This window comes from Salinirubellus salinus, from assembly GCF_025231485.1.
Taxonomy (GTDB): Archaea; Halobacteriota; Halobacteria; order Halobacteriales; family Haloarculaceae; genus Salinirubellus; species Salinirubellus salinus.
This window is the reverse complement of sequence record NZ_CP104003.1, coordinates 1,837,660-1,852,523: the sequence shown is the minus strand read 5'-3', so window position 1 is coordinate 1,852,523 and position 14,864 is coordinate 1,837,660. Positions and strand designations below refer to the sequence as shown.

The 14,864-nt window shown below is 69.5% G+C and carries 11 protein-coding genes; 5 read left to right on the top strand and 6 right to left on the bottom strand.

The window, feature by feature from the left end:
- Positions 1-161: 161 nt before the first annotated feature.
- A complete protein-coding gene (locus tag N0B31_RS10130; RefSeq protein WP_260643746.1) occupies positions 162-1,097 on the bottom strand; it encodes a thiamine pyrophosphate-dependent enzyme in 936 nt (311 codons plus the stop codon).
- A gap of 2 nt (positions 1,098-1,099) precedes the next feature.
- Positions 1,100-2,995 carry a 2-oxoacid:acceptor oxidoreductase subunit alpha gene (locus tag N0B31_RS10125; RefSeq protein ID WP_260643745.1) on the bottom strand — a complete coding sequence of 632 codons (1,896 nt, stop codon included), beginning with the start codon at positions 2,993-2,995 and terminating at the stop codon, positions 1,100-1,102.
- A gap of 271 nt (positions 2,996-3,266) precedes the next feature.
- On the opposite strand from N0B31_RS10125, the gene N0B31_RS10120 reads away from it, so the two are divergent.
- Complete coding sequence (locus tag N0B31_RS10120) at positions 3,267-4,004, top strand: DICT sensory domain-containing protein (RefSeq protein WP_260643744.1); 738 nt, start codon at positions 3,267-3,269, stop codon at positions 4,002-4,004.
- On the opposite strand, the gene N0B31_RS10115 is transcribed toward N0B31_RS10120, so the two are convergent.
- Complete coding sequence (locus N0B31_RS10115) at positions 3,998-4,630, bottom strand: TetR/AcrR family transcriptional regulator (protein ID WP_260643743.1); 633 nt, start codon at positions 4,628-4,630, stop codon at positions 3,998-4,000. The genes N0B31_RS10120 and N0B31_RS10115 overlap by 7 nt on opposite strands.
- Before the next feature lie 265 nt (positions 4,631-4,895).
- Between N0B31_RS10115 and N0B31_RS10110 the strand changes: the two genes are divergently transcribed.
- The 3 genes from N0B31_RS10110 (at position 4,896) to N0B31_RS10100 (ending at position 10,568) form a co-directional block, all read left to right on the top strand.
- Positions 4,896-7,190, top strand: a complete 2,295-nt coding sequence (locus N0B31_RS10110; RefSeq protein WP_260643742.1) for a COG1361 S-layer family protein — start codon at positions 4,896-4,898, stop codon at positions 7,188-7,190.
- Positions 7,191-9,740, top strand: coding sequence for an efflux RND transporter permease subunit (locus tag N0B31_RS10105; RefSeq protein WP_260643741.1), 2,550 nt, complete (start codon positions 7,191-7,193; stop codon positions 9,738-9,740).
- A gap of 111 nt (positions 9,741-9,851) precedes the next feature.
- Entirely contained in the window at positions 9,852-10,568 is a 717-nt protein-coding gene (locus tag N0B31_RS10100; protein WP_260643740.1) for an RAD55 family ATPase, read from the top strand.
- Positions 10,569-10,581: 13 nt separating this feature from the next.
- Here the strand turns inward: N0B31_RS10100 and N0B31_RS10095 are convergent, their stop codons facing one another.
- Genes N0B31_RS10095 through N0B31_RS10085 form a run of 3 tightly spaced genes read right to left on the bottom strand, consistent with a single transcriptional unit; the run spans position 10,582 to position 13,637 of the window.
- Positions 10,582-11,379: an N-acyl homoserine lactonase family protein gene (locus tag N0B31_RS10095; RefSeq protein ID WP_260643739.1), complete on the bottom strand. Its 798-nt coding sequence runs from the start codon at positions 11,377-11,379 to the stop codon at positions 10,582-10,584.
- Between the two features lie 25 nt (positions 11,380-11,404).
- Positions 11,405-12,286 (bottom strand): hypothetical protein, encoded by an 882-nt coding sequence (locus N0B31_RS10090; RefSeq protein WP_260643738.1) that lies wholly within the window; start codon positions 12,284-12,286, stop codon positions 11,405-11,407.
- A gap of 40 nt (positions 12,287-12,326) precedes the next feature.
- Positions 12,327-13,637, bottom strand: a complete 1,311-nt coding sequence (locus N0B31_RS10085) for a M28 family peptidase (protein WP_260643737.1) — start codon at positions 13,635-13,637, stop codon at positions 12,327-12,329.
- A gap of 129 nt (positions 13,638-13,766) precedes the next feature.
- On the opposite strand from N0B31_RS10085, the gene N0B31_RS10080 reads away from it, so the two are divergent.
- Complete coding sequence (locus N0B31_RS10080; protein ID WP_260643736.1) at positions 13,767-14,828, top strand: polyprenyl synthetase family protein; 1,062 nt, start codon at positions 13,767-13,769, stop codon at positions 14,826-14,828.
- The last annotated feature ends 36 nt before the right edge of the window (positions 14,829-14,864 follow it).

Here is a 14,864-nt window from a genome sequence, read left to right as displayed (position 1 = left end):
GTCGGCCATGGTGCTTTCGGGACGGGCAAGGGAGGCCGCTCCCGGCGGGGGAGGGAAGGGACGACCGCTTCGCCGTGCGGTGCTGGCTCGTGTGTGCCGCGACTCGCACACCGCTCGGTGCCGTCGGACAGGTCGAAAGAAGCCGCGGTCGGGACCGTGGGCTACTTGTGCGGGCCGAGCAGGTCGTAGCTCCGCTCCCACTCGTACTCCTCGTCGAAGTAGCGCTCCGCCAGCGGCGTCTCCGGCATCTCACCGACCGAGCGCTTCTCGTCGCCGTAGGAGTGGCGGTTCTCGTCGTGGTAGAACCGTCCCGTCAGGACGGTCCCGTCGTAGAGTGCGCCCTCGGCCTCGTACATCGCCTCGGCCGCCTGCTTGCGGTCCGTGATGTCGAAGTCGTACTCCTCGTTCTGCTGGATGTCGACGTAGGGGACGTACTGCTTGGCGTCCTTGTTCCACGTCGGACACTGGGTGAGGAAGTCGACGTGGGAGAACCCGTCGTGCTGGATGGCCTCGACGAGGATCTCCTGTGCCTGGTTGGGGTTGACCGCCGCCGTCCGGGCGACGTAGGAGGCCCCGCCGGTGAGCGCCATCGAGAGCGGCCGGATGGGGTCCTTGGCCGAGCCGTGGGGCTGGGTCTTGGACTTGTGGCCCTTCGGACTCGTCGGGGAGGTCTGGCCCTTCGTCAACCCGAATATCTCGTTGTTGAAGACGATGTAGGTCAGGTCGTGGTTCTCCCGGGCGGTGTGGACGAAGTGGTTGCCGCCGATGCCGTAGCCGTCGCCGTCGCCGCCCGCGGCCACGACCTCGAGGCCGGGGTTCGCGAGCTTGGCGGCCCGCGCGACCGGCAGCGAGCGGCCGTGGATGGAGTGGAAGCCGTAGCTCTCGAAGTACGACGACAGTTTGCCCGAGCAGCCGATGCCGGTCACCAGCAGGACCTCCTCGGGGTCGCGGCCGAGCTCGGCCATCGCCCCCTTCAGCGCCTTCAGGACGCCGAAGTCACCGCAGCCCGGACACCACGTCGCCTGTGGCTCGATGCCGGGCGTGTACTCGTTCTGGTCGACCTCACGTTCCTCGCCGATCGCACTGAATACACTCATTGTCAGTCACCTGCCGCCCGCACGAGGCGGGTGTCGTCCCCGTGGACGTCCTCGCCGTTCGCCATCGACTCGAACCCCTCGACGATCTCGCGAGGTTCGAACGGTTCGCCGTTGTACTTCAGGAAGCTCGTCAGCAGCTCGCCGAAGCGACCGAGTTCGCCCTGCATGAGCCGCTTGAACTGCCCGCTCGCGTTCATCTCGACGACGAGGGCGCTCTCGACCGACTCGAGGAACTCGGTCACCTCCGTCGCGGGGAACGGCGCGAGGTCCGACACCGAGAGCATCTTCACCGAGTGGCCGGCGTCGTTCAGCCGGTCGACGGCCTCTCGGACGGTCCCCTGGTTGGACCCCCACGTGACGATGCCGTACTCGGCGTCGTCGGGGCCGTGGTAGGTCTGGTTCGACGCCTCGTGGTCGCGCTCGTCGAGTTCGGCACGCACGGACGTCAGTTTCCGCATCCGGCGGTCCATCTGGGTGACCCGGTTGTGTGGGTCCTCGCTGATGTGGCCGGTCGGGTGGTGTTCGTTCCCCGAGGCGAGGTAGCGCCCGCCCCGCTGGCCGGGCACCGAGCGCGGGGCCGCGCCGGTCTCCGAGTCGTGGGTGTAGCGCTCGAACTTCCCGGAGTGGTGGTGGGCGGCCTCGGCGATCTCGTCTTCCGTGAGCGTCGCCCCGAGCGACGGGTCGGGGTCGCGGTCGAAGAACGACGCGGGGACGTTCTTTAGCTCGCCCGAGAGCTTCTGGTCGTAGACGACGATGGCGGGCATCCCGTACTCGTAGGCGAAGTGGAACGCGTCGCGGGTCTGCTCGTAGGCCTCCATCGCGTCGCCAGGCGCGAAGACGACGCGGTTCGAGTCGCCCTGACTCGTGTAGAGGACGTGTTCGAGGTCGGCCTGCTCGGGTTTCGTGGGCAGCCCCGTGGAGGGCCCGGCCCGCATCGACTCCAGCAGGACGATGGGCGTCTCGGTCATCTCGGCGAGGCCGAGGGGCTCGGACATCAGCGCGAACCCGCCGCCCGAGGAGCCGGACATCGCCTTGACGCCGGCGTGGGAGGCCCCGAGGGCGAGCGCCGCCGCGGCGATCTCGTCCTCGACCTGCTCGGAGATACCGCCCATGTCGGGGAGGTACTGGCTCATCAGCGTGAACACCTCCGTCCACGGGGTCATCGGGTAGCCGGCGATGAACCGACAGCCGGAGTCGATGGCGCCGAAGGTGATGGTGTTCGACCCGCTGACGAGTACCTGCTCCTCGTCGTGCTCGCCGGTCGGCATCCGGAGGTCGTGCGTGAACTCGAACTCCGTGGCGGCCTCGTAGGCCGACTCGAGGATGTCGAGGTTGGCCTCGAGGACGTCGCCGGACATCCGGCCTCGCATGAGGTCCTCGACGGCGTCGAGGTCGTACTCGAGCAGCGCAGCGGTCACGCCGACACCGGCGGTGTTGCGCATCACCTCGCGCCCGCGCTCGCGAGCCATCCCACGGAGGTCGACGGGGTAGACGTGCCAGTCGTTCTCCTCGGCGCGCGCTTCGAAGTCCTCGGCGTCGTCCGCAGAGAGGAGGCCCTCGTCGTAGACGACGACCCCGCCCTCGCGGAGTTCGTCGAGGTTCTCGTAGAGCGGCTTGGCGCGTTCGTCGCCGTAGATGGCGCCCTCGCGCTCGTTCCGGGCGAACGAGTCACCGAGCGCGAGCAGGAAGTTGAAGCCGTCGCCGCGTGAGGCGACGTCCTCGCCCGCCGCGCGTACCTCCACGTAGGTGTGGCCACCGCGGATGCGCGAGGGGTAGTGACGGTGCGTGAACACGTCCAGCCCGGAACGCATCAGCGCCTTGGCGAAGTTCTGACTCGTCGAATCGATGCCGTCGCCGGACCCCCCGGCGATACGCCAGACGAGTTCCTCGTCGGTCATCTGCTGTCACCCGCACTGAGCATAATCGGAGGGAGGCGGCGGGCAGACTAAAGAGTTTGCTAGTCTATAGCAGACATTAATCGTGAAGTATGTGTATTAATACGGCGGGTGGGCCGGCGACCCTATCTCGCCGTGCCCAGCGAGCGGGCCCCGGCGTCGGGGGGACGGGACGGACGCCTCGGGGTCTCTGACCTCCGTCTGGCGACCGAATGTTGGACCACGCCGCCGCAGGAACTATAAAGGTGAGTATCGACGGTTCGACTGAACAGGGATGTCTCTGACCGAACTCATCGCCGGCGTCGAGAGCCACGAGAAGACGCTCACCGTCTTCAACGCCGACGAGGAGACCGTCGCCGCGGTCCGCGAGCGGTTCCACGACAGAAACCTCACAGTCGAACACGAGCGGACGGAGTCAGGACGCCCTGGTGGGTTCGCGGTGCTCTCGAAGGACACGCCCGAGGCGGACGACCAGTTCGTCACGGCCGCGAGCATCGACGATATCCTCTCGCAGGCCGACCCCAACGACCCCGAGTTCGAGGAGGGCTCGTACCGCCCCATCCTCGACCACCTGGACGAGACGATGTTCACGTCCTACGACACGGGGCAGATGGTGGCGGCCTCCCGTGAGATCGAAGACCGCGCGTGGCGGCTCGGCAAGGGCCAGCTCCACGCCGGCTTCCAGATGCTCTCTATCCTCGACGACCAGATGGACGTCTACAAGCGGCTGGCGGAGAAGGAACGCCTCGACGTCCACGCCTACGCGTACCCGGACGCCGAGGTCCCCCGCCACGACACCGACCTCACCATCCACGTCGAGCGCTCGAGCGAGATCGAGACCTCGTGGTTCGTCGTCTACGACGGCGGCGGCGTCGACGTGAACAAGTGTGCGCTGCTCGCCGAGGAGCGCGAACCGCGCACGTTCTACGGCTTCTGGACGTACGACCCCGACACCGTCGACTGGATCATCGACTACCTCAACACCTCCTACGGGCTGGTCGAGTCCTACTGAGCGTCCGGGGCGTACAGGTACGTCTCGAACAGTCGCTCCAGCTCGGCCGTCAGACCGTCCGTGTCGAGCCCGTCGGCCGTCGAGCGCCGGAGGACGACCCCCATGAACAGCGTCAACAGGAGTTCGGCCGTCCGGTCCGGGTCGACCTCGCGGAAGACGCCGTCCTCGATGCCGCGGGCGACGACCTCCGCGAGTTCCTGTCGGAACAGCGCGTCGATGCGCGTGAACCGCTCGCGGAACGCCGGGTCCGTGATGGCCTGCGCCCGGAGCTCGACGAACGGGCCGAACGGGACGCCGTCCTCGTCGACGGGGGCCGGTGCGCCCGGCGGGACGCCGGTGACGACGCTCCGGGCCTGTTCGCGTAACGCCGTCACCGGATCCTCCTCGGGATCCTGGGCGAACTGCCCCCGGAACCACTCGAGCATCCCGTCGAGGAACGCCACCAGCAGGTCCTCCTTGTCGTCGTAGAAGTGATAGACCGACGACTTGCTGAGGTCGGCCGCCTCGGCGATCCGCCCGATCGAGAGGCCCGCGTACCCGTGCCGACCGAGCATCTCGTAGGTCGCGTGCATGATGCGCTCCTCGGTCGTGGCGGGTTCGTCGTCGAAGGGTTGGTCCTCTCTCATGTGGCCGGGCCGACACGGTCGCGTCGGATTCCTGTCGTACTGACAGGTCGGAAAGTACATAACCCTACCGAACGTTCGTTCAGCCGTGATTACCGAACGTTCGTTCGGTCGGGGGCCGAGCGGGCCCGCCGACCGTCATCCCGACACGGTGGGGGGGCAGGGGGAACGCCGATGAACCGGGCCGGAGTGCACCGGGGCTTATACTGGTCCCCCGAGTGAGTGGGGGTACGATGCCCTTCACCGTCGACCCACGGGTGACCGCCGCATGAAGCTCCGGACCGTCGCCGTCCTGTTGCTGGTCGCGATGCTCGTCGTCCCGACGCCCGCCGCCGCCATCACGCGCGGGGAACCGGACATCTCGCTGGTGCTGTCGGACAACCGGGTGACCCCCGGTGAGTCGACGACGCTCACCGTCAACGTGGTCAACAGCGGCGAGGCCGACCTCGTCGAACAGACCATCCCCACGGAGCGCAGCGTCGTCACCACCGCGCGTGGCACGACGTTAGAGATGTCCGCGGGTGACGCGCCGATCGAGGTGCAGACCAGCGAGGTGGCCGTCGGCTCGGTCGGCACGCAGGCGCCCGTGCCCGCCCAGTTCGACATCCACGTCGACGCGGACGCGAAGCCGGGCACCTACGACGTGCCGGTCGAGGTCTCCTACTCGTACACGAACCAGATCGCCGGTGACCCACCCAACCGTGTCCAGTCTCAGGAGACCGTCACCGAGACCATCGACGTGACCATCCGCGTCACCGAGCAGGCGACGTTCGAGGTGGTCTCCTCGGAGACCGACGCGCCCGTCGGCGGCACCGGCGAGGTCGTCGTCGCCGTGGAGAACACCGGGAACGAGGCCGCCTCGGACGCCTCGTTCGCCCTCCAGTCGAAGAACAGCGACCTGACGTTCGGCGGGTCGCCCAGCGCCGAGTCCTACGTCGGCGAGTGGGAAGCCGGCGAGGTGCGGAACTTCACGTTCGCCGCCCGCGTCGGTGGCGACGCCGAGCGCCGCCCGCTCGCGCTCGCCGGCACCGTCTCCTACGAGGACGGCGACGGCGTCCCGCAGGAGGAGACGCTCTCGCTCGGGGTCGTCCCGGCCGCCGAGCAGACGTTCACCACCCGTACCGTCTCGACGACGGCCGCGCCGGGCGACACCGGCCGGCTCACCGTCGAGTTGACGAACACCGCCGACCGAACCCTGCAGGACGCCTCGGTCGCGTTCCAGTCGAACAACGCCGCGCTGACGTTCGGCGGGTCGCCGTCGGCCTCCTCGTTCGTCGGGGAGTGGGCGCCGGGCGAGTCACGCGAGGTGACCGTCGAGTCCACGTTCGCACCCAGCGCAGAGAACCGCAGTTTCACCGTCGACGCGACGGTGTCGTACACCGGCCCGGACGGGCGCACCGCCAGCGCGGCCCCCGTGACGCTCTCCGTCGTCCCGGCCCCGGAGCAGACGTTCGCCGCCGAGGTGACCGACGTGACCGCCAGCGCCGGTGACAGTGGCCGGCTCACGCTCACGATGACGAACACCGGCGAGCGGGCCCTCTCGGACGCCACCGTCTCGCTGCAGTCGAGCAACGCCGGGCTGACGTTCGGCGGGTCGCCGTCGGCCTCCTCGTTCGTCGGGGAGTGGGCCCCCGGCGAGTCGCGCGAGGTGACCGTCGAGGCCACGTTCGCGCCGACGGCCGAGAACCGGACCTACACGGTCGACACGACGGTCGCCTACGAGGACGCCGACGGCACCGACGCGCAGTCGGCGGCCGTCACCGTCGGGGTGACGCCCGCGCCCGAGCAGTCGTTCTCGCTCGCGAACACGGACGCGACGCTCCGTGTCGGTGACGAGGGCACGCTCTCGGGTGAACTCGTCAACGACGGTCCCAGCGAGATCGAGAACGCGGTGCTGGTACTCCAGCCCGTGAGCGCGAACGTGGACACGCCCGAGACGGAGTACGCGGTCGGTGACCTCGCGCCCGGCGAGTCCGTCCCGTTCGAGTACGCGGTCGAGGTGTCCTCCGAGGCCCGCGACGGTCCCCGGCAGTTCACCTACCGCCTGCAGTACGACGACGGGGACGGTGAAGCCCGCGAGTCCGACCCGCTGTACGCCCGCCACGAGATCGGGCCGAAGCGCCAGGTGTTCGACGTCGACTCGAACGTCAGCGTCCAGGCCGGGAGTTCGACCACGATGGAGATCACGGTGACGAACAACGGCGAGCAGGAGCTCACCGACGTGACGGCGAAGTTGTTCGCCGACTCGCCCATCACCGTCGACGACGACGAGGCGTTCGTCGACAGCATCCCAGCGGGCGAGAGTCGCACGCTGGTGTTCTCCATCTCGGCCGCGGGATCGGCCACCGCGAAGGACTACCCCGTCTCGATGGACTTCCAGTACACCGAACCCGACGGTGACACGAAGCTCTCGGACACCTACCAGATCCCCGTCTCGGTGACCGCCCGCGAGGGTGGCGGCATCCTCTCGACGGTCCCGTTCGGCGTGGGTGGCCTCGGCATCGGTGCGGCCGTCCTGCTCCTCGGTGGTGTCGCGTTCGCCGTCCGAGGACGGCGTCCGTAGATGGCCGGGCCTGTCGACTACCAGCGGTTCATCGACGCGGCGGACGACCAGATCGTCAACCATCCCAAGCGAATCGTCGTCGTCTTCCTCGTCCTGACGGCGATCTTCGCGGGGGGGCTGGCGAACGTCTCGACCGACGCCGGGACCGAGGGGTTCACCCAGGACGTCCCCGCCCAGCGCGCGTTCGAGGACGTCCAGCGCGAGTTCGGGCCGTCGTTCAGCACCGACACCGGCAGCACACAGCTCATCCAGACGGGCCAGAACGTCCTCTCGCAACGCGAGATGTTGCGGATGCTGGAGGTCCAGCAGCGGTTGCAGGACGCCGACGGGCTGCGGGTCGACTCCACCTCCGGCGTCGCCAGCATCGTCGCTCGGACGCTCGACCCGTCGGCGACGACGCTCGAACAGCAGATCGCCGCCATCGAGCGGGCCACGCCCGGCCAGATCGACCGGGCGGTCCGGCAGGCCGACGACCGCGGCGGCATCCGTGGGCTGGTCTCGAGGGACTACAACCGTGAGGCAGCGAGCGCCTCGGCGACCATCGGCGTCGTCACGCACGAACTCCCCGGTGGCGTCTCCGAGTCGGCCGGACAGGGCGGTAGCTCGCCGCTCACGCCCATCCAGTTGCGCGCGCAGTACATCACGAGCACCGTCGACGGCGACATCCGTGTGTTCGGGAACGGGATCATCTCCGCGGAGTTCGGCAACGTCATCGGCGACTCGCTCATCATCGTCATCCCCGCGGCGGTGTTCTTCATCTTCCTGTTCCTCGTGGTCGCCTACCGCGACCTGATGGACCTGTTGCTGGGGCTGTTCTGTCTGTTGATGACCATCGTCTGGACGTTCGGGTTCATGGGGCTGGCGGGCATCCCGTTCAACCAGATCCTCATCGCGGTGCCGCCACTGTTGCTGGCGGTCGGTATCGACTTCGGTATCCACGCGGTGAATCGCTACCGCGAGGAGCGGGTGCTCGGCTACGACATCGACGACTCGATGACCACCGCGACCGACCAGTTGCTCGTCGCGTTCTTCATCGTCACGGGGACGACGGTCATCGGGTTCTCGGCGAACCTCACCTCGGCGCTGCCGCCCATCTCGGACTTCGGTATCGTCGCGAGCGTCGGTATCGTGTTCACCTTCCTCATCTTCGGGGTGTTCCTGCCGGCGGCGAAGGTGTCGCTGGACCGGGCACGACAGAAGTACCCCATCCCGACGTTCTCCCAGACGCCGCTGGGCCAGGAGGGGTCGGCGTTCGGTCGGGCGCTCACCGGCGGCGTCGGTATCGCCCGCCGCGCCCCGGTCGTGTTCGTCCTCCTGATGCTGGCCGTCTCGGCCGGTGCGGGCGTCTACGCCACTGACATCGACACCTCGTTCACGAACGAGGACTTCCTGCCGCCGGAGGAGAACCCGGCGTACCTCCAGTCCTTGCCCGAACCGTTCAAGCCCAGCGAGTACACGGTCACCCGTGACCTGAACTTCCTCGAAGAGAAGTTCGCGGTCAGTCAGTCGGCCTCGGTCATCATGTACGTCGAGGGGCCGTTGCGCGAGGATAGCGCGCTGGAGAGCATCCATCGCGCCGGCGAGGACCCGCCGGACTCGTTCGTCCGGTCGAACGGGCAGGCGGAGGCGACCGGCATCATCTCGGTCATCGAACAGCGGGCCGCGAGCGACCCCGAGTTCCGCGACCTCGTCCAGCGGAACGACGCGAACGGGAACGGCATCCCGGACGACAACCTCGAACAGGTGTACGACTACCTGTTCGCCTCCTCGTCGGCCGGCGAGGCTCGGGAGTACCTGACCGAGGACTACCGCTCGACGCAGATCATCTACTCCGTCGAGGCGGACGCCACGCAGGCCGAGACCACCGCCGACGCGCAGGAGCTGGAGGGGAACTTCCGGTTCGCGGCCACCGCCACCGGCGGGACCGTCGTGTTCCAGGCCATCTCCGACCTCATCCTGCAGTCGGCGCTGACGAGCCTCGCCGTCGCACTCGCGGGGACGGCCGTGTTCCTCCTGTTCATCTACTGGGTGCTGGAGGGACGCCCGTCGCTGGGGCTGGCGAACCTGTTCCCCATCGTCGTCACCGTGGCGCTCGTCGCCGGGTCGATGCGACTCGCCGGCATCTCGTTCAACGCGTTCACGGCGACCATCCTCGGGCTGACCATCGGCCTGGGGATCGACTACTCGGTCCACGTCGTCCACCGGTTCGCCGACGAGTACCACGAGTACGACCTGTTCACCGCGCTCGAACGGACCGTCCGAGGGACGGGCGGTGCGCTCGCGGGGTCGATGCTGACGACGGTGTTCGGCATCGGCGTGCTCGTCCTCTCGGTGTTCCCGGCTATCGGCCAGTTCGGCCTGCTGGCCGCGCTCTCGGTGTTCTACGCCTTCGTCTCGTCGCTGCTCGTGCTCCCCTCGACGCTCGTCGTCTGGGCACGGGTGTTCGACGGTGGCGGCGGCGCCGCCGCCCCCGAGTCCGGGACGACGGAGCCCGCCGCGGCCGAGGCGCCGGCCGAGAAGTCCGGCGGCGACGGCGAGACACCGGCCTGAACGGGCGCGTCCGTCACGCCTGCCCCGGCCTCCAGGCTCGCGTCAGACGTCCGGATGCCCTCGTCACAAGTTCTATATGATGACACTCCGAGAGTCGTGACAGATTGCGGCATGAGTGAGGCTAGCGGACGGGCGGCAGGCCGTGAGTCGACGAGCGCGGCGCTCGCCGACACGACGGGTGAGAACCTCCTCGTCTCCGGCGGCCCGCTGGTCGGCAAGCGGGCGTTCGTCGTCGACGTGGCGACGGCCGCCGCGACTGCCGGCCGCGACGTCCTCGTCGTGACCGCCACGTCCGGTGCCCGGTCGCTCCCGGAGCGACTCCTCGCGGCCGGGCACGTCGCCGTCGTCGACTGCTCGCCGGGACGGACCGACCCCGTCGGTCCCGTCAGCACCGTCTCCTCGCCCGCCGACCTGACCGGCGTGAGCATGCCCGTCTCGCGGTTCCTCGCGGACGCGGACTCGCCGGTGGTGGTCGTCGACTCCATCTCGACGCTCCTCGTCTACGCCGACGAGGCGCCCGTGTTCCGCTTCCTCTCCGTGCTGACCGCTCACGTCCGGCGCTCGGAGGGCGTCGGGCTCTACACCATCGACGAGGGGTCGCACACGGAACAGACCTTCCGCACGTTCGTCCAGCTGTTCGACGGAGAGGTCGGCCTACGCGCCCCGGACGCCGATGGGGTCGAGGCCGACGCCGCTGGCGATGCGCACGCCGACCCCGGACCGGCCACCGGGTCGGAGGCGACGCCGACGGCCGCGTCGACCGAGTCGACGCCGGAGGTCAGGGTCCGCGGGCTCGCCGGCTTCGACGGCGAGTGGCGACCGTCGTAGTCTGCTCGGGGGCTCAGGCGAGCCAGCCGTCGCCGTAGCGCTCCAGCATCGACGGGTCGTGTCCGAGGAGCACGTCCGCTCCCGTCCGGCGTTCGCGCTCGCGCAGCCGCTGGAGCGAGTCGAACCACGCCCGGTTGTCCCAGAGCAGCGAGGAGGCCATCGACTGGCCGGCCTCGTAGTTCGCCTCCATGTACGCCTCGTCGCCGACCACGAGCAGGGGGCCGTCGACCGTCTCGATCTCGGCGCCCAGCAGCCCGGGGGTGTGCCCCGGCAGGTGGAGCAACTCGAACCCGTCGAACAGCGTCCGGTCGCCGTGGACGACCTGCCAGTTCAGCTCGTGGTCGAAGTCCGGCGCCCAGTAGGCGACCGACCCCTCGGTTGTCTTCGCCGAGTAGTACGCGAACTTGAGTTCCTCGCCGTGTACGTAGACGGGCACGTCTGTCCCCGCGAAGCGGTGGAGCCCACCGGCGTGGTCGAGGTGGAGGTGGCTCATCACGACGGCGTCGACGTCGTCGACCGCGTAGCCGCGCTCGGAGAGGGCGGTGTCGAGGTCGCGCTCGCCGGCGTCGTGGTGCGCGAACGCCTCGAACAGCGGCGCGGGCCAGTAGCCCTCTGCCGACTCGGGGTGCGAGCCGGTGTCCCACAGCACCAGCCCCTCGGGGTGGTCGACCAGCAGGTTCCAGACCGCGAACTCGCCGTACTCGAGGTCCGGGTTCGGGTCGCTCGCGGTGGCGACCACGTTCCCGTCGAGGACGAAGTTCAGGTCGGCCTGGATGCGTCCGCGGTCGAGCAGGTGGACTTGGCTGTCCATACCGCCCTGGAGGGGCGCTGTGACCTTAACGGCCGTCCCGCGCCGAGCTGGGTGTCGGCGTCCCCGGCGCGGTGGTGTCCCGTGTCGGCGTCGCTTCGTGCAGACGCTCGACCCACGTCGGCCGCGGGGCCGTGACGTCACCCACCTGCTGGAGGCGGACCGCGTAGGTCCCACACACCGCCTCGTCCCGGAACTCGCCGCGCCACTCGATGACGAACGCACGGACGACGCCGGTGGCGTCCACCCTCGCGGTGAGGGTCACGTCGCGGTTCTCGGTCGTCTCCACCCGGTCGACGAACGCCGGGAGTCGGTCACGCTCGCCGGTCAGGACGTACCACGTCTCGCCGTCGACCGTGTAGCGGTCCTCCCGTCGGAGCGTCGTCGAGCCCAGCGTCTCGACGAGCGGCTCGGGGTCGGGACGGACCACGCGGCGCACGTCCCGCGGGTTCGCCGGCCGCTGGGTGACGGTGGTCCCGCCGTGCTGTTCTACCCGCTCGAAGGCCGCGTCGGGACCGACCCACACGGAGACGTCGGTCGGTGCGTACTCGCCCAGGTCGGGAGCGTACTGCTGGAACTCGAACCGCATCGTCGTCGAGTTCTCGACCCGTCGGGTGGTGATGGCGCGCGCGAGCGGCGACCCGTCGTCGACGGTCTCCAGCTGGAAGACCGTCCGGGTCCGGAGCGAGGTGTTCTCGAACGCCTCGTGGTTGACCGCCCGGAACCGCTCGGTCTCGTTCGGACCGTCCGCACCGACGCCGGGGAGCACGACGGGCGCGCTGTCGTCGGGGACGGGTGCGGGCGTGACCGTCGGTTCGGAGGTCGGGGAGGCGGGCCCGTCGTGGGGCACGAGGCCGCCACAGCCGGCGAGCAGACAGCACCCACAGACGAGCAGGAGGAGGGCTCGCATGGGCGGACCAATCGGTGCCCCCCGTGTGTGTCTTGCGGCTTCAGTACGGCCAGTCGCCGGTCACCTTCATCCCGGGCGCGAGGTCCTCGGCCTCCAGTTGCTCGGCGATGGACTCGGGGTCGCGGTGTTCGACCGCCGTCGCCGAATCGGCGAGGTGGACGGTGAGTTCCGTCAGCAGGATGGCCTGCTCGCGGAGGTCCCTCGACTCGAGCTTGTCGAGCGTGTCCGCGCGGGTGTGGCCCCAGCCACGGCCTTCGTCGCCCGTCTCGCTCATCACGTGGATGCCCGGGACGCCCCACTGGACGTAGGGCCAGTGGTCCGAGTGCGGCCCGAGTCGGGGCGTCGTGTTCACGGGGTGGTCGAACCGCTCTGCCACCGTCTCGGCGGCCGATTCGAGACCGTCGAACCCGTGGGTGTAGAGCTTGAGCGTGCGCCCGCGGACGACGCCGTCGTTGTTGACGATGCCCTCGATCGAGCCGTGGTCGCGAACGTCGGCGTCGTGGTGCGAGCCGACGAGGCCGACCTCCTCGGCACCGTAGACGAGGACGTGGACGCGCGTGTCGAGGTCGTCCTCGCGGGCCGCGAGCGCCTTCGCCACCTCGACGACGACGGCCGTCCCCGCCCCGTTGTCCATCGCGCCCTCGGCGATGTCGTGGGCGTCGACGTGGCTGGTGAGGAGGACGCACTCCTCGGTGTCCGGCCCGAGGTCGGCGTGGACGTTCTGACTGGTGGCGTCGGGCGCCTCGCAGTCGACGGCGACGGTCACCTCGTCGTCCTCGAAGCGGCGGCGGAGGCGGGCGCCGACCTCCTTCGAGACGCCGACGGCGGGCACGTCGCCGATGGGGGCGTCCTCGGTCCCCACCGAGCCCGTGGGCGCGAGACAGCCCTCGACGTGGTTGTGGAAGACGAACGCCGCCGCGCCCGCCTGCACGGCGTAGTAGTACTTCTCGCGGCGGTGGACGAACCGGTCGTACCACGAGGGGACGTTCGAGGCGGCCATCACCACCTTCCCGGAGAGGTCGGCGTCCTCGAAGTCCTCGGGGAGGCCGTAGCCCACGTCGACGAGTTCGCCGGTCACCTCGCCGGCGGGCGAGCGCGGGAGCGCGATGCACGCCTGTTCGGTGTCGCCGGCCTCGATGCGGGAGTCGCCTCGGACCCAGCCCTGGACGTCGAACTCCTCGAGGTGGGCGTCGCGGGCACCCACGGCGTCGAGTGCGTCGCGGGTGGCCTCGGCCGCCTCGCGCTCGCCCGGACTCCCGGCCATCCGGTCGCCGATGTCGACGAGCGTCTCGAGGTGGCTCCAGCCGGTGTCGCTCGTGAAGGTGTCCGCGATCCAGTCGTGGTCGGTCATACGGTGAGGGCGGGCGCGCTCAGCATAGGTGTTGGGCAACCGGGTCCCCCGCCCGTGGGGCGTCTGCCGGCGAGTCACACGCCGGACGTGCAAGACAGCCTTTTTACCTTCCGGGTGGCTGGCCGAGATATGCGCGAGACCCTCGCGGAGTGGCGGCCCGCCGTGGACGCAACGATAGCCGAGCTCCTCCCGCGGGAGGTCACCACGGAGTACCTCGCGGAGTTCTTCGGGGCCCCTACCTACGAGTACGACGCCGAGGCGGTCCAGCGGGCGCTCTCGGACCCCATCTGGGAGCTGCTGGACCGGGGCGGCAAGCGGTGGCGAGCGGTGCTGTTCCTGATGCTCGTCGAGGCGTTCGACGACGACCCCGAGCGGTACCTGGAGTACGCCTGCATCCCCGAGATACTCCACAACGGGACCATCGTGGTCGACGACGTGGAGGACGGCGCGACGATGCGTCGAGGTGGCGAGGCGCTCCACCACGTCTACGGTACCGATGTGGCGCTGAACGCCGGCAACGCGATGTACTTCCTGCCGCTGAAGGTCGTCACGCGGAACCCCGCCGACCTCCCCGCCGAGCGCCGCCTCGCGGCCTACGAGATGCTGATGCACGAGCTGAACCGGACCCACCTCGGCCAGGGGATGGACATCGTCTGGCACAACCAGACCGCCGTCGAGGTGACCGAGTCGGAGTACCTCGAGATGTGTGCCTGCAAGACCGGGTGTCTGGGCCGCATCGTCGCCCGGCTCGCCGCCACCGTCACCGACAACGAGGCGAGCGAGGAGGCGGTCGCCCGCTACGCCGAGTCGATGTCCGTGGCGTTCCAGATCGCCGACGACATCCTCGACGTGGAGTACGCGATGGAACACGGCGGCGAGTTCGGCAAGGGGCTGGGCAACGACGTCCGCGAGGGGAAGAAGACGTTGCTGGTCATCCACGCGGCCAACCGCGTCGACGAGGAGACCGCGGCCCGGCTGGAGTCCCTCCTGCAGGCCGAGACGAACACCGACGCGGAGGTCCTCGAGGCTATCGAGATCCTGCAGGACGCCGGTGCCGTCGAGTACGCCCGCGAGTTCGCGGCCGACCTCGCGGCCGACGCGCGGGCGCACCTCGACGAGGCCGACCTGACGGAGGCGGGCGCGGACCGCCTCGCGGAGTTCACCCGTTTCGTCGTCGACCGGGAGGTCTGAGGGCGGCCGGCCGACCGGCCCGAGCCCCCCCGGCGA

Coding starts and splice junctions, on each gene's coding strand:
- N0B31_RS10090 (WP_260643738.1), bottom strand. CDS start 12,286: ATGCGAGCCCTCCTCCTGCTCGTCTGTGGGTGCTGTCTGCTCGCCGGC.
- N0B31_RS10130 (WP_260643746.1), bottom strand. CDS start 1,097: ATGAGTGTATTCAGTGCGATCGGCGAGGAACGTGAGGTCGACCAGAAC.
- N0B31_RS10105 (WP_260643741.1), top strand. CDS start 7,191: ATGGCCGGGCCTGTCGACTACCAGCGGTTCATCGACGCGGCGGACGAC.
- N0B31_RS10100 (WP_260643740.1), top strand. CDS start 9,852: ATGAGTGAGGCTAGCGGACGGGCGGCAGGCCGTGAGTCGACGAGCGCG.
- N0B31_RS10125 (WP_260643745.1), bottom strand. CDS start 2,995: ATGACCGACGAGGAACTCGTCTGGCGTATCGCCGGGGGGTCCGGCGAC.
- N0B31_RS10085 (WP_260643737.1), bottom strand. CDS start 13,637: ATGACCGACCACGACTGGATCGCGGACACCTTCACGAGCGACACCGGC.
- N0B31_RS10110 (WP_260643742.1), top strand. CDS start 4,896: ATGAAGCTCCGGACCGTCGCCGTCCTGTTGCTGGTCGCGATGCTCGTC.
- N0B31_RS10120 (WP_260643744.1), top strand. CDS start 3,267: ATGTCTCTGACCGAACTCATCGCCGGCGTCGAGAGCCACGAGAAGACG.
- N0B31_RS10115 (WP_260643743.1), bottom strand. CDS start 4,630: ATGAGAGAGGACCAACCCTTCGACGACGAACCCGCCACGACCGAGGAG.
- N0B31_RS10080 (WP_260643736.1), top strand. CDS start 13,767: ATGCGCGAGACCCTCGCGGAGTGGCGGCCCGCCGTGGACGCAACGATA.
- N0B31_RS10095 (WP_260643739.1), bottom strand. CDS start 11,379: ATGGACAGCCAAGTCCACCTGCTCGACCGCGGACGCATCCAGGCCGAC.